This is a genomic window from Fundicoccus ignavus (genome assembly GCF_009659375.1).
GTDB classification, from domain to species: Bacteria; Bacillota; Bacilli; order Lactobacillales; family Aerococcaceae; genus Fundicoccus; species Fundicoccus ignavus.
Genome location: NZ_WJQT01000001.1, coordinates 80,787 through 95,255 on the forward strand (window position 1 = coordinate 80,787; position 14,469 = coordinate 95,255).

The following is a 14,469-nucleotide window of genomic DNA, read 5'->3' on the forward strand; positions in this document are numbered from 1 at the left end:
GAGTCTATCCAGGCTCGTCTTTTTGATTGCATAAAGGATTAGAAATTTAGGATTGAACAGATAGTTCTCGAACGAATATTCCGTCGTATCATAATTATAATAGTGTGATAGTCGATCAAGGGGACACCGTTGATTATGTTGAAACAGGCAGTTTTTTAAACTTGCACCCACATATGGCTTCTTGGGCTGTCTACAATGAGAATGGCCCCTATACAACGACGCATTTAGTCGGAAGACTATCACCACAAGAGTTTGGTGGTTTATCGTTCAAGGTTCTAGGAAATCCAGTAAATGATATTTATTTAATTCAAACAGAAGATTTCGGAAAAGTTGGAATCTATGCTCCACGAGATGAGGATAGTTCTTTTACCTCTACTCCACAGTATCGTGATGGAAACTTTGGCAACCCAGTGCCTAGTGGTCCAGGCGGGCCCTCTACCTCACCAGTAGTAGGCAATTATTTGAATCTAAATCCACATATGACATCTTGGGGTGTTTACAATCCGAATGGACCGTATGTGTCGGCTCATGTTATTGGATACTTAGCCCCTTCTCAATATGGAGGTTTGAGTTACGCAATAATTGGTAAACCAGCAACAGACGTCTACCTTATTCAAACAGAATCATTTGGTCGTGTAGCCATCTATGCACCAGCGGATGAGGATAGTTCATTAACGAGTACACCACGATACGGTGAGGGATCAACATCAATTGATTCTGATATCTCATATATTTATGATGGAATTAATTTAGATGGTGAAGGAATTGTAGAAATCAAACCGAGAAGTTACTGGGGAGCGAGTGGAGTGGTTTCGTCAGGCATGTCAGGTACAAGAAGTCTTGATCAGCTATCGCATATTGTCGTGCATCATACAGCTGGCTATGGCAGTAGTGATGAGTCATATATGAAGGCGGTTCAAGATTACCACCAAAGTTTGGATTGGGGTGATATTGGTTATCATTTTGCAATTGGTAAGTCTGGAGTCATTATGCAAGGACGTTCTGTTAATTATGTGGGAGCACATGCAAAGCAACCGATGAATACCATTGCATTAGGAATTACCTTGCTTGGTAACTTTGAATATACAATGCCTACATCTGCTCAAGTTAACAGTTTGGTTCATTTACTATCATTCTTATGTAATAAGTATAATATCTCACCATCGAATATTATCGGGCACCGAGATGTCCCAGGACCAGCGGGCAGTACAACATGTCCAGGAAATCGCTTCTACAATGCGACGAATGCTTTATCAGCTATTCGAAGTAAGGTTAAGAGTAGTCAGACTTCTTCTTTAACAAAAAGTCAGAAGGATCAACAAGTAAAAACTTTCATTCAGAATAAATTGAATTATAGTAAATATGATAATATCATGCCCAAAATAATTGGGTACGGAGTTGAAACATGGAGCCCTTATGTACCTTTAAGTTTTAATATTCGTGCACGACATGGTTTATTCAATAGTTATAGTCCAGAAGTTGAGTTGCTTACAGATAATTATCGTACGACGCGCACGAAATATAGTACCGTTGCACGTCGAGAAACTGAATCAATCTTTGATCAATTATTACAAGACAAGCTAGGGAAAGTTTGTCTGGTGTTGAGATTTTTGATTTATTTAGTATACTAGAACCTGTGAAGAATAGTAGCAATACCGGTCTAGGTTCATCCATTGAGTATGATATAGATTTGCCAAAACGTGAGTTAACCTTACGATTTATCACGTCTTATTCAGTTACATTAACCGATGGATCATCTGTTGCGAGCGCTTTAGTAACCGAAATAGTTTTCTCAGGGATGGGACCATTGTATGCGCCGGTTGGATCAACAGAGCCTGTGAGTAGTGTGGAACCTATTCGCCAAGATGTTGAGGGTAATTTATCTCCAAATAACAATACAGGTCCTGCTGTTGCCTCAGCTGTATTGGCAGGTTTAGGAGTATTGGGCCTTTATGCGTTATCTGGAGTAAATCCAATGGGACTAGCTGCACTAGGGGTTGTTTTGCTTATCACTAAATAGAATAAATTAGGAGTACTGAGATGGAAATTAATTATTACACAATAAATTCATTTGCAGATATAAAGAAAGGGATGAGAAAAGAAAGTTTATGTATTGGGCTCAAAACAGTTGTTTTATTTTTAATGAGCCTTTTACTAATAGTAGCTTTTACAGTTATCTATCCAATTATCTCTAAAGAAACAATTGTTAACCCTATACCTTTTATATTGATATGGACATTAGTTTTATTTTTTGGCACATATATTTTTGTAAATGCATTTCTGTTACCACTATATCTTAAATTAATTGAAAGAAAAATTGTTAAGAAGAAATTATCATTGGTTAAGAATGATGAGTTTATGATCAATGAATTGCGATATCAATTGTTCAATAAGCGATTTAGTATCAATTATTTGGATATTAAACAAATAGTACTTTTTTCAGATGTGATAATGATTACTAAAAGAGGTAAAGTACTTATCTATTACAATAGACATTCCTTCACCAACGCTACAGAAGAAGAATGGCTAGCTTTTATGAAAGAACGAAACCCTAAGATAAAAGTGAAGTATTTGAAAAATGACTATATTCGATTTTAATAGGTAGAAGTTAAAAAAGTCCTTAAGTACTGACCTATTGTAGGCTTGCTTAAGGACTTAATTTGTTAATAAGGCTTTATTGTCAGAACAGTATGCAGTAGAATAAAGTGAAGAATAGCAATACCGGCCTAGGTTCATCCGTTGAGTATGATATAGATTTGCCAAAACGTGAGTTAACCTTGCGATTTACCACGTCTTATTCAGTTACATTAACCGATGGTTCATCTGTTGCGAGCGCTTTAGTAACCGAAGTGGTCTTCTCAGGCATGGGACCTTTGTATGCGCCGGTTGGATCAACAGAGCCTGTGAGTAGTGTGGAACCTATTAAGCAAGACTTTGAGGTTGTTAAAACAGTAGGGAAAGCTCTTGCTATTGGAGTTGCTGTACTAGTTGCTTGGGCGATTGGTCCGGTCGTTTTAGGAGCCGCTATTTCTAGCAAAGCAGTGCAAGCAACCGTTATTGGAACGGCACTACTTCTCGTAGAATAATTTATTTGAATGGATGTGTTACTTAATATGATCAAATATCGTTCCGAACAACCAAATGAAGTTTCGGGAATAGGTTATAGAAGAATATTTCTGAGCGTAAGTCCAGTTTCGTTATCACTATTTGGGTTATATTGCATTATAGGTACGTTAGTTTCGGATTTATTTGGTATACTCGATCGTGAGGCTCTTATGTGGATTTTAGTTTTTTCATTGTCTCTAACGATAGGACATATAACTTTACTTTATAGAACTAGAGTTTTACCATTCTTGGAAAAAGTCCGAGTTAATATTCCGAAGAATGGACGACCTAACCTTCAAGAAGATGTATATACTGAAGAGTGTATAAAACATAGTATTTATGGTGAATTGGATGAGTATAGTTACTCAGAAATTAAAGGTATTTATTTCTTCAGTGACGTTATCATAGTTTACAAAAAAAGAGAGGTTATCTTTTATTATGATAGAAATTCTTTCATCAACACGACTGAAGAGGAATGGGTACAATTTATGAAATCTAAGAATCCTAAGATTAAAGTTCTTCGTTTTAAATTTGATTATATATGGTACTTCTAGATAAAAAAATAGTTTGATGGGTTTGCGCCTAAGTATTTATCCTAAAATTGAGTAGAGTACTTGGGCGCACACTTTTATTTTAGAATAGATTAGATAAAGAATACAGCAGTACTAACACCGGCCTAGGTTCATCCATTGAGTATGATATAGATTTACCAAAACGTGAATTAACCTTGCGATTTATCACGTCTTATTCAGTTACATTAACCGATGGCTCATCTGTTGCGAGTGCTTTAGTAACCGAAATAGTTTTCTCAGGAATGGGACCATTGTATGCGCCAGTTGGATCAACAGAGCCTGTGAGTAGTGTGGAACCGATTCAGCAAGACTTTGAGGTTGTTAAAACAGTAGGGACAGTTGCAGTAATAGGTTTAGTTGCAGTAGCGTTTATCGCTTTAGGTCCAACACTATTAAGTGTTTTCACAGCTAAAGAAGTGGTTACTGCGACTTCAATGGGAGCAGCATTACTTATGGTAGAATAATTAGTATGGAACGGAAGTGTCACTTGAAATGATAAACTATCAATCAAATCAGCCAGTCAATAATCACGCAAAAGCATACAAAAGATTAATGTTTAGTTTGAGTCCTATTACTATAACTCTCACAATTTTAGCTTTTATTTTTTGTGCGGGAATTTCTGATATATTTGGTCAATTTGGTTCAGAGGATATAATATGGATTACAATTATGTCGATATTGTTAACTATAGGTTATATTAATTTGTTATATAGAAGCAAGCTTCTACCCGTTTTGGAAAAAGTTAAACATAATATTCAAAAAAATAATTTGCCTAATCTCCAAGAGGATACTTTTTCTGAAGAAGGAATCACGCAAACAATATATGGACAAATTTATAATTACCATTATAGTGACATTAGCAGTATTTACTTTTTTAGCGATGTAATCATTGTGCGTAAGAAAATGCAGTTTATTCTCTATTATGCAAGAGATTCCTTTGTTAACACGACAGAGGAAGAATGGGTTCAGTTTATGAAAAAACAGAATCCCAAAATTAAGGTTCGCCGTTTTAAATTGGAGTATATATGGTATTTATAACTTGCTGGGACCTGAAACGTTATTTATTACTTTATTTCTCTTTATTTATTGGGCTCTATTTATTAAATTAGAAGGTTTTTCCATAGCAGTAAATTTAAATTGGATTTTAAAAAAAACGCTACTAAGTTTTATCTTCTGTACCATAGCATCAATAATAATCATAGCTCCACTGTGTTATGCTATTGCTAAGAAAAAATATGAAAAGAAAAAATCACCGGTTCAAAAACATGAATTTCAGTTGGATGGAATTGCGATCACTAAATCAAGCGAACATACTAAGATATCATATCAAAAGATAGGTACTATTATTTTGTTTAGTGACATCATCGTAATTAATAAAAAAATTGGAAGTCTGATGGTGTATCAGAGACATTCTTTCATCAATGCTACGGAAGAAGAATGGATTGCCTTCATGAAAGAACGCAACCCTAAGATAAAAGTGAAGTATTTGAAGAATGATTATATTCGATTTTAATTGATGAAAATTAAGAGAGTCCTTAAATATTAAACCTGAACAGGGATTGATATTTAAGGACTTGTTTTATTATTGAAGTCTTTAATATCCATACTTCGAAAACTAGTCCTCATATTTAGCAATGCTTCATTCTTTATGAAATCATATTAGACAATGTATATTGGAATAATCATACGACACTTAAAAATTATGATATAATTTAGGTATGGAAGGTTGGTATTGACATATAATCAGCTAGTTTAACAGATTATGTACAAATTAGTTTGAATTATTCTTGTTATCGGAGAAAAAAAATTAGTTAAAATTTAAGCGTAACCTAACTGGTCAGACGGGAAACATTAACGAATGGAAGTTAATGTTGGCACAAATATTATTCTAGGAATAAGTAGAGGTACACAAATTAGACGTTGTATCTAAAGAAGAACATTAAAGAACGATAAGGAAAGGTGAAAAAAATTGAAAGAACACAGAATATCTCATCTTGTTACTAAACTATGGAAATATGTCTTAATGATTATTTTGATTCATATTAGCTTTCCAACTGCATCAGTGTTTGCAAACTCTTCATTATCATTTTATGAAATGACATCCGAACAAGAAGTAGTTTATAAACTTCTTTGGCCTCAATCTACCAAGATTTATCAAATGGAAATAAGTGATAATGAACCTAATGAAGAATACTTCAGTGTTAAATTAGAAAAGTTGACCGCAGATGGATGGGAAGCAGAAGATTTTGTTGATACCGTTGCGATGGGAGCATTAAATATCGCTTTCACTTTAGACCAACCAGTAAAGCTTTCGTATTCGTATGATAATGTGAATTTCACGAATTTTGAGATGGAAAGTTATCTGTTACCTAATCAGAAATCACTTAATGAACAAGGAAAATTTCTAAAAATTGACTGGTTAGATGATATTCGTTTAGAAGACGGAACTAATGTTATCGCTTTAATGAGTGTTATTAAGATTGAGAATATGTACGACGTTGAAGAGGAGCAAAACTTGGATTATGATTCTCTAAGGAATATAGAAGAGCTATTTGATAACACTTTTGCACTGACAATCGAAATTAATTAATTGGGCAACAACCGAGGCTAATTGATGTGATGCTAGAAAAAATAAAACTCTCTAAATGCTTATAATAAAGCAATTAGAGAGTTTTTAGGTAATATAAAGACAGTCTGGATAGTTTGTTCTGTATTAATTAGGGTTGGCTATCCTGTAGTAACGTATCAAACTCTGTTTGTAATATATTGGCAATATCCATCGCCCCAAAATGAGCCATCAATCGTATCGCTTCCTGACAAAGTTGTTTACCTTCTTCGATTTTCCCTATTTTAATTTTATAAACGCCTTTAAGATAGTTTAAACGATTTTTATCATAAAAGTAGTTCTGATTGATTAATACTTGATCAACATCTTTAATTAATGAACTAACTGGAGCCAAATGGTTAGCCTCTAAAAAATAATTTATTAAATTCATCATAACGGTCGCAAATGTTGACGAATTTAAGAGTAATTTTTAATACTTATTAATTGATGTAATGATTGTTAGCCGTAACTTAACAAATGTATTACATTATGCTAGACATTCATTCGCTAATGCAACTGAAGAAGAATGGGTGCAGTTTATGAAGGACAAAAATCCTAAAATAAAAGTAAGGCGATTTAACAGTGGCTTCTTCTGGTACTGATTGATATTGCGCTATCTTGGGCCATAGTTGTCGTAAGGTATGGATGGAGTATGTATAGTTAAGATAATTTTTGTCAATGGAAAGGTTTCAGTAATAGCACTAGAGGCTGTAAATTCAGAATAAAGTAAGTGTACGAAAGTGTGTTTCAAAAGATTAACTACCAACTAGATGGAGCCATTAAAGTTCACAAAACATTATGGGAAAAGAGTTTTAGTTGTTTTAAAAACAATTGCATTGAAAAGCTATAGTATTTATTGTTTTCTTAATTTTGTGAACGATCTATATAAAATTTGTTTTTTTAATACTACGACGATAGCGTAGTGTGGTTAGAGTGTATTTCCTGCCTTAGATTTAGTTTATACGTATTTATTAAAACTGAATCAAAACATTAAAAGAAAGAGTATCCTTTATGCTAACTTAAGTGTTTTTTATGGGTGAGATAAGACGCGAACTATCTGTAACTCTAGTTCAAAGTAGATTCAAATTGTTGACGGTATATGAAAGAAACTCCTTCACCAATGCCACAGAAGCAGAATGGGTTGCGTTTATGAAAGAGCGTAATCCGAAAATAAAAGTGAAGTATTTAAAGAATGATTATATTCGTTTTTAATAGGTAGAAATTAGAAAAGTCCTTAAGCATTGACCTATTGTAGGCTTGCTTGAGGACTTAGTTTGTTAATCAGGCTTTATTGTCAGCTTAATATGCAGTAGCATAAAATGAAGAATAATCGCAACACCGGTCTATTATTCCAGTTTACCAAGCATTTCATTTAACTCTGTCTGAAGAATATTCGCAATATCCTCTGCTCCGAAATGACTCATTAATCGAATGGCTTCATCACAAAGATCTTTACCTTCTTCTAACATCTCCATCTTGATTTTATAGATGCCTTTCAGATAATTTAGTTGATTTTTATCGTAAAAATATCGTTTATTGATTAGTACACGGTCTACCTCTTTAATTAATGAAGCCACTGGAGCTAAGTAATTAGCTTCTAGAAAATAGTCAATCACATTCATTATAACAAGCGCAAAAGTTGAGGAATTTAAGAGTAATTTTTCATATTTATGAGCTTTTTGAGATGCCGTTCGAGTCAGTTTTTCAACTTGAGCAAGGCTCATAAAGAAAATGCTATTACCAAAGAGGCATAGTTCATAGTAATGCCATTCTTCACAATTCAGTAAATAGTGATAAATTGAATTAGCGTCTGTTTGATTAAAAGGCAAATTAGTAAAATAATTGATAAGTTGTTTTAAAATAATGACATTATGTTCGAAACGAGGGAGTTTAGAATTCCTATATAGTTTGTTTTGAGAATCAATTAACTCGTTAAGTTTTACAACATTGCGAGAGCGATAAGCTTTCCCATATTGAGAGAGAAAATGTTGTTGAGTTTGTTCAGTTAGTTCATCTGAATGAATTTTAAACTCAGTTATTTGAACATTTATCTTATCGAGTAGTGAAAAAAAGTTCACAACAGAAATATTACTATGCCCTCGCTCAAACTCTGAAAGAAACTGTGAGGAGATTAAGCCATCTGCTGTTTCTTTGAGTGTCATACCTTTTGATTTTCTTAAGTGTCTAAACACAGGCCCTATATTTGACAAAATATTCACCTCTTTACCTTTAATAAAAGATAATATATATTGGAATAATTATAACATAATTTAGTTTACATGATAAAGTTTAAATATGGAGGTGGTACTATTAAGAAATATGCTTATTGGTTGCTTGGGCTTTGTGTATGCTTAATGCTAGGTGGTTTGACAGAACATGTAGACGCTAGTTTGAATTCTCCAGATTATAAGAATGTTATTGGAGAGGAGGAATAATACTAAATGAACTGTACTTTTGAATTGGAGTTAGAATAGTAATTGACTAGTTAAAATGTAAAAAATTACAAAAAATTGAGGTAATTGGAAAGGAATGAATTATTATGAAAAAGAAGTTGATTAAGGCGTTGATTGCTATACTGGGAATATTTTTATTAACTGTACCTTCTGCGGAAGCTGCAAAAGAAAGATTTAAGTTCGAAGTTTATTCCAACAGCTATCCTGCAACCTCTACGGTTGGTACAAAGACAGATTATGCTAATTATGGGGCAGTTACACCAACTTCGGGTTTAAACGGAAGTTTCTATGCTACTTTTCGAATCCGCGGAATAGCAGGTGATTATGCGACAAACTATGTAGATATATCGTATAATAATTCTACAAGAAATATGTATTATCTATCTGGTAAAGGGAGTTATGGCCATCAGTATGAAGCTGAATAAAAGTTTCTAAATAGTGCTGAACTGTTTAGAAACTTTTTTGTTAGATTATGATAGGGAGTGTAAATATGAAATATTTAAAATATATATTGCTAGTGAGCTTTTGTTTAATGTATTCATTAAATATTCATGCCGAGGAATTTGCTGGGACTTTTAGTGTAGATGAAGCAGTATTGTCTGAAGAATATCCAACAGAACTGTCGACATTTCCTATTGATCAATCATTTCCAGAGAAATTTATTCGACAAGCTTCTTTAATTTTTGAATACGATACAGGAATATATCAAACATCAGATTTTAGCTTACAAGGACCTCTTTTTAAAGCTTGGAATGCTCAAACAGATACAGAACATTTATGGATAGATAGCAGTCAAGGTGTTTTTTCATTTCAATATATTAAGCAATTACCGTTCAATCCTTTTGGTTTGTCTCTATCTTTTATTAATTACTTTGAATACCCAGACCAAAGGCACCCGGATGATAATTTAGACATTGATGATGCGGTCACGCAACAAGATTTATCATTTATGTCACGCGAGACTGCGTTGAACTTTATTGAAGAATTGTTGACAAACTTGGGAATTCATGCGGATTATACAATTCATTTGTATGCCTTACCTAAAGAATATTATTCAATTCTAGAAGAGTACAGCCACACTATGAAGGCGGAAGAATATGGTGATGAAAAGATTGAATCTAAAGATTTTTATGCTATTCGAATTAACTTTGCTCAAGATGGGATTGTATATAATACGCAAACAATGGGAAGTATTGAGAAAGGGTCGGTCGTAGTCGGCACGCAATTATTTCTTACCTTAACAGAAGATGGGGTAACATCCTTTACTATGAATGGCTATGAACAGGCTGATGTTACACAAGCAGAGACGCTTCAAGTCGATATTTCAAAGGTTATTGATTCAGTTCAGAAGAAATATGACAATCTTTTAATTGTGGGGGAGGTCTCTTTAATCGATATAGTCCCACAATATTATCTGTTTGTAAATACACAAGGTAATGAAAGCAAAGCATATATACGTCCTTTTTGGCAAGTGAAATTAGAGCATAAGATTCCAGAAGAAGAACAAACAATCACCTATTATCCAATGCTGTTAATTGATACTGAAACGAATCAAGAGGTTATACTACAATGATAAGGTATTTATTTTATGATTTACGACTGAAGCTATTGAGCGTAAAATTTTGGCTAATAATCATACTATATGTGATATTGGCTTTTATTCCCATTATTCCTGAATTAGAGTTTTTTTTAGGTTCAATCTCAGGAGAACAGACGTATCCGGTGACATACTTTTGGTTTATACCATATACTCAAACGCCGGTTATCTGGGTAGTTTTGATGACAGTAGCGGGATTTGTAACATCATCGTTGGTCTATGATGATTTGAAGCAAGGCTATATTCAATTTATGATTTATCGAACAGGATTGAAGCAATACCTATTATTAAGATTAGTAACAACAATTATTTTAGCAATGGTATTTTCATTAATAGCTAATCTTTTAATTTTAATGCTACTGGGCATTTGGTTTCCCTTTGGACTGGACGATCCCGATATGTTAAGCTATTTTGTTGCTGATTTTTCATTTGAAGAAGCCATATCATTAGCTTCACCGCTATGGTTTTATATTAGTCAATTGTTAGTGTTAAGTTTACATACTGCATGGTACGCAGTATTGGTAGTAGGAGTTAGTGTGCGAATTAAGCAATCCTTATTGTTAAAATTACTGCCTGTTTTTGTTTATTCCTTATTGAATAGTTTTGAAGTAATGAAGTGGCTACCAGTAGCGTTGAATCCATCAAAAGTTTTTAGTAATCGAGCATATCTTGAGCGGATATTAACGAATTATTCTAGCGGAATAGATATGCTGTTCAACTCTCTTTTGTATCGACTTTTATTCTTGTTGTTACTTGTTATTGGAGCTTATAGCGGGATGTTATTATATCTTGAGAAGAATTATCGAATTAGAAAAGGGGTATAAAGGTGAAGATAAGTTCTAAATTAGTTCAAATATTTTTGTTAGATTTATTGAAGAACCCGTTGCTTTATATGGGCTTGCTCTTAATATCCCTAAATCTAGTCTCTCTTTTAACGCCACTTAAAGCTGCGGCTACTTATTTTGATTTGGGAATTAGTATGGGAGTAATTGTATTTTTATTTAATGAAAAATTGATGTCGCTTGCTGTGATGACCTGTTTACTATTATTATATGCGAATTTGCCCTTTAAGAATGATTTGCAATTATCACTTATCGTTCGATCCTCAACAAGTACTTGGTTTGTTGCTCAAATTGGTTATGTTTTCCTTCTTTCAATAGGCTATCCGATAATTTTATTGTTATTGTCTGGGCTGGTTCTATGGCAGCAAGTTGAATTGACACACGAATGGGGTAAATTACTAGGGAGTATCGCTTACTATCCTAGTTTATTAGAGGAGTTTTCAATTTTTCTATATCCAAGTAATGGCGTCATGACTACCTATACTCCTTTAGAAGCAATTTTATTTACGCTGACTTTGTTAATGTTGGTGTCTCTGTTTGCTGGTGTTTTGATTTTAACGTTTAACTTGATATACTCGGGCTTAGGCTTTGCAATATATGCAGTGCTGATGTTCGTGGAATTTAGTTTAATGTTTTTCCCTGGTTACGCAATCAAATATTTTTCACCTCTATCTTGGTTATCCTTAGAAAGGATCTCGCTCTCATTCATGGATAATTTGCCCTCAATGACTTATGTCGTAACTTTTCTAGTTGTAAGTATTATTACATGTCTACTAGCGATATTTTTTCTTTTGAAGTCAAGCAGGTTTAGAGAAAGGGTGATCAACGAATGACTTATATCAAAATTAGTAATTTGGAAAAAGAAATAAAGGGCGCTAAGCTATTGAATGATATTTCATTAGATTTAGAAAGTGGTAATATTTATGGCTTGATAGGGGACAATGGGAGTGGTAAAACGATGTTGATGCGTGCTATGTCTGGTTTAGTGGTGCCTAACAAAGGCGAAGTGTATTATGAGAATCAGCAATTGGGGAAAGATTTTGAATTTCCAGATAGTTTAGGATTATTGATTGAAACTCCCGGATTTTTACTAGACTATACCCACTTTACTAACTTAAAGCTATTAGCCTCAATTAAAGGTAAAATTTCAGATGAAGCTATTCGACAAGCCCTAGAAAAAGTTGGTTTAGATTCAAAATTGAAATTGAAAGTTAGGCATTTTTCTTTAGGAATGAAGCAAAGATTAGGGATTGCTCAGGCTATAATGGAAAATCCTGAGGTGCTAATCTTGGATGAACCTTTTAACGGGTTGGATACAAAAGGAGTTGATGAAATTAGAGAATTGTTGTTAGCGTTGAAAAAAGACGGTAAACTGATTGTGATTTCTTCTCATCAACAAGATAATATCGATTATTTGTGTGACGAAGTTTTTGAAATTGCTCAAGGAAAATTGAAGCGACGCATAGGCTGATTGTAGAATGAACTTTATAATTCGAGTCAGCTTCTCAACTTGAGCAAGGCTCATAAAGAAAATACTCTTACCAAAGAGGTGTACCTCGTAGTAATGCCATTCTTCACAATTCAGGAAATAGTTATAAATTGAATTAGCGCCTAATTGATTGAAAAGCAAATTAGAACGACGATTTAATTTAGTGAATCGAACATCGAAATAAAGTGCTATAAGGTCAAAATGAGGAAGAGTTGAAAAGATATTCTATAAATAATATTAATCTTGCTCCAATCAGCGTATAATGAGAGTGTGCATAAATCATGCGCTATTAAGGAGCTGATTAAAATGGATGTATTATTTCATAAAGACGAGTTAGGTTACCATCAACGGATAACGGAGATTATTCATGCGGATTACGATCATGTGTATCGTTATTTAGCGACGAAGCAAATCTCAGATTGGTTCCCGCAGTTGTCTTTCCAGCAAATTGATGATGTAGAGATGTTGGTGTTTGATATGGGAGAGGATGAACCGGCAATCCAATTCGATATTCTTGTCAAACAATTGAATCAGGAAATCACCTTTCAATGGGATGAAGGTGTTGTGCGTATCGTATTGGAAGCAACCGAGAACGGTACATTATTGACGTTAGAAGAACAGATGCCGTTGAATCAGGCGTTAGAACAGACTGCTAATGATTTTGTTGGTTGGTATTTTCAAGTGTTGAATATTCGTACGATCAGTGAGACCGGAGAACCAGCTCCATTGGATATGGTTGATTTTATGGCGCTTGAAGCGGAAACGTTAGACGTTTTAGAAAATCTTTAAAAATGTCGAAAGCGTGTTCATCGTCTGAGGAAGGCTAAAGCGTGCTATAATAGAGTCAAATCGTTTTAGATGGTTGCCGACAGACGTAGGTCGGTAGTTTTTATCTGATGCCTATATAATCGATAAAGAGCCTTGGAGGTGCCTGATGTGGGACCTGTGGAGGCTAAAAAGATTGTTGTGAAGCTCAGAGTTTTTATAACAAAAAATCCACAAACAAAAAAAGCATCGACCACCATCATAAGATTGCAAAGTACGAGGAAATTCCTACGACCCGCAGTCTTTTTTGCGTTGTAGTGACTTTCCTTGTCAGTAATGATTAAGGAGTGGAAAAATGCTAAGCAAATCGCTAAGCAAATTATCGTTGCCTAAAAAAGAAATGTGTTTAATCGCTTTAGGTTGTCTTATTATGTCATTTGGTATTGTTAATGTGCATATGCCGTCTCAGATTACTGAGGGGGGTGTGCTAGGGTTGGTTCTATTCTCGCATAAAGTATTGGGCTTAGATCCGTCTGCTATGAGTATCATCCTAGATGTGGCATGTTATGCGTTAGCATTTACGATGTTGGGTTGGAAATTTCTAAAGAAAGCCATTATAGCTTCTAGTTTCTTTGCTGTGTTTTATAAGTTGTGTCTCTTTATTGGCCCAGTTCTACCGAACCTTTATGAATATCCAATTATCGCGGCTGTTGTCGGTGGTATCTTTATTGGGGTTGGTTGTGGGTTTGTGGTAACACAAGGCGGGGCGGCTGGTGGTGATGATGCGTTGGCGTTCGTGATTTCGAAACGTCTGAACTGCTCAATTGCTCGTGCTTATTTATTAACAGACGGCGTAGTGCTGTTATTATCGTTAATTTATATTTCACCAGGTCGTTTAGTTTATTCGTTTATCACGACTCTCGTGTCATCTTTTTTAATTGGTCAATTTGAATTGAGATTAGTTAAACCGAACTTTTCAGTTAAACAACCCGCTACCAAAATAGGCTAAAAAGATGCCCGTTATTTGCTTGCCATGCAAGT

At 34.3% G+C, this 14,469-nt stretch carries 18 protein-coding genes and 2 pseudogenes; 17 read left to right on the forward strand and 3 right to left on the reverse strand.

The features are described from left to right. The first annotated feature begins 104 nt into the window (after positions 1–104). The 9 genes from GF867_RS14275 to GF867_RS00580 all read left to right on the forward strand — a co-directional run bounded on the left by GF867_RS14275 (position 105) and on the right by GF867_RS00580 (position 6,267). Positions 105–1,631 carry a peptidoglycan recognition protein family protein gene (locus tag GF867_RS14275; protein ID WP_153831174.1) on the forward strand — a complete coding sequence of 509 codons (1,527 nt, stop codon included), beginning with the start codon at positions 105–107 and terminating at the stop codon, positions 1,629–1,631. Positions 1,632–1,636: 5 nt separating this feature from the next. After that, on the forward strand, positions 1,637–2,020 hold the full coding sequence (locus tag GF867_RS00545) for a hypothetical protein (RefSeq protein ID WP_172973915.1): 384 nt from the start codon (positions 1,637–1,639) through the stop codon (positions 2,018–2,020). Positions 2,021–2,040: 20 nt separating this feature from the next. Continuing rightward, complete coding sequence (locus GF867_RS00550; protein ID WP_153831176.1) at positions 2,041–2,598, forward strand: hypothetical protein; 558 nt, start codon at positions 2,041–2,043, stop codon at positions 2,596–2,598. Between the two features lie 107 nt (positions 2,599–2,705). Then, positions 2,706–3,086 carry a hypothetical protein gene (locus GF867_RS00555; RefSeq protein ID WP_153831177.1) on the forward strand — a complete coding sequence of 127 codons (381 nt, stop codon included), beginning with the start codon at positions 2,706–2,708 and terminating at the stop codon, positions 3,084–3,086. A 27-nt stretch (positions 3,087–3,113) separates the two neighbouring features. Beyond that, entirely contained in the window at positions 3,114–3,659 is a 546-nt protein-coding gene (locus GF867_RS00560; RefSeq protein WP_153831178.1) for a hypothetical protein, read from the forward strand. 173 nt (positions 3,660–3,832) lie between these two features. After that, positions 3,833–4,141 carry a hypothetical protein gene (locus GF867_RS00565; RefSeq protein WP_153831179.1) on the forward strand — a complete coding sequence of 103 codons (309 nt, stop codon included), beginning with the start codon at positions 3,833–3,835 and terminating at the stop codon, positions 4,139–4,141. Between the two features lie 28 nt (positions 4,142–4,169). Further along, positions 4,170–4,715, forward strand: coding sequence for a hypothetical protein (locus GF867_RS00570; protein ID WP_153831180.1), 546 nt, complete (start codon positions 4,170–4,172; stop codon positions 4,713–4,715). A 1-nt stretch (position 4,716) separates the two neighbouring features. Continuing rightward, positions 4,717–5,190, forward strand: coding sequence for a hypothetical protein (locus GF867_RS00575; protein WP_153831181.1), 474 nt, complete (start codon positions 4,717–4,719; stop codon positions 5,188–5,190). Between the two features lie 456 nt (positions 5,191–5,646). Next, positions 5,647–6,267 (forward strand): hypothetical protein, encoded by a 621-nt coding sequence (locus GF867_RS00580; protein ID WP_153831182.1) that lies wholly within the window; start codon positions 5,647–5,649, stop codon positions 6,265–6,267. A 127-nt stretch (positions 6,268–6,394) separates the two neighbouring features. On the opposite strand, the pseudogene GF867_RS00585 reads toward GF867_RS00580, so the two are convergent. Beyond that, positions 6,395–6,688: pseudogene (locus GF867_RS00585) on the reverse strand (Rgg family transcriptional regulator); the annotation flags it as partial. 626 nt (positions 6,689–7,314) lie between these two features. Here GF867_RS00585 and GF867_RS00590 point away from each other — a divergent pair. Beyond that, complete coding sequence (locus GF867_RS00590; RefSeq protein ID WP_153831184.1) at positions 7,315–7,494, forward strand: hypothetical protein; 180 nt, start codon at positions 7,315–7,317, stop codon at positions 7,492–7,494. A 134-nt stretch (positions 7,495–7,628) separates the two neighbouring features. Here the strand turns inward: GF867_RS00590 and GF867_RS00595 are convergent, their stop codons facing one another. Beyond that, on the reverse strand, positions 7,629–8,492 hold the full coding sequence (locus tag GF867_RS00595) for a helix-turn-helix domain-containing protein (protein WP_153831185.1): 864 nt from the start codon (positions 8,490–8,492) through the stop codon (positions 7,629–7,631). A gap of 329 nt (positions 8,493–8,821) precedes the next feature. Between GF867_RS00595 and GF867_RS00600 the strand changes: the two genes are divergently transcribed. From GF867_RS00600 to GF867_RS00620, 5 genes are all read left to right on the forward strand, one after another. After that, the gene (locus GF867_RS00600; protein ID WP_153831186.1) at positions 8,822–9,160 is read left to right on the forward strand and encodes a hypothetical protein; all 339 of its coding nucleotides are present in this window, start codon (positions 8,822–8,824) and stop codon (positions 9,158–9,160) included. A gap of 65 nt (positions 9,161–9,225) precedes the next feature. Continuing rightward, positions 9,226–10,308 carry a hypothetical protein gene (locus GF867_RS00605; protein WP_153831187.1) on the forward strand — a complete coding sequence of 361 codons (1,083 nt, stop codon included), beginning with the start codon at positions 9,226–9,228 and terminating at the stop codon, positions 10,306–10,308. Beyond that, positions 10,305–11,156 carry a hypothetical protein gene (locus GF867_RS00610; RefSeq protein WP_153831188.1) on the forward strand — a complete coding sequence of 284 codons (852 nt, stop codon included), beginning with the start codon at positions 10,305–10,307 and terminating at the stop codon, positions 11,154–11,156. The genes GF867_RS00605 and GF867_RS00610 overlap by 4 nt, the downstream gene beginning before the upstream one ends. Before the next feature lie 2 nt (positions 11,157–11,158). Continuing rightward, positions 11,159–12,007 carry a hypothetical protein gene (locus GF867_RS00615; protein WP_153831189.1) on the forward strand — a complete coding sequence of 283 codons (849 nt, stop codon included), beginning with the start codon at positions 11,159–11,161 and terminating at the stop codon, positions 12,005–12,007. After that, positions 12,004–12,645: an ATP-binding cassette domain-containing protein gene (locus GF867_RS00620; protein WP_153831190.1), complete on the forward strand. Its 642-nt coding sequence runs from the start codon at positions 12,004–12,006 to the stop codon at positions 12,643–12,645. Before GF867_RS00615 ends, GF867_RS00620 begins: the two co-directional genes overlap by 4 nt. Before the next feature lie 30 nt (positions 12,646–12,675). On the opposite strand, the pseudogene GF867_RS14280 reads toward GF867_RS00620, so the two are convergent. Continuing rightward, a pseudogene (locus tag GF867_RS14280) lies at positions 12,676–12,804 on the reverse strand (Rgg family transcriptional regulator); the annotation flags it as partial. A gap of 165 nt (positions 12,805–12,969) precedes the next feature. Between GF867_RS14280 and GF867_RS00625 the strand changes: the two are divergent. Together GF867_RS00625 and GF867_RS00630 are read left to right on the forward strand one after the other, a co-directional pair. After that, the gene (locus GF867_RS00625; RefSeq protein ID WP_153831191.1) at positions 12,970–13,452 is read left to right on the forward strand and encodes an SRPBCC family protein; all 483 of its coding nucleotides are present in this window, start codon (positions 12,970–12,972) and stop codon (positions 13,450–13,452) included. Positions 13,453–13,783: 331 nt separating this feature from the next. Further along, positions 13,784–14,437, forward strand: a complete 654-nt coding sequence (locus tag GF867_RS00630; RefSeq protein ID WP_153831192.1) for a YitT family protein — start codon at positions 13,784–13,786, stop codon at positions 14,435–14,437. The last annotated feature ends 32 nt before the right edge of the window (positions 14,438–14,469 follow it).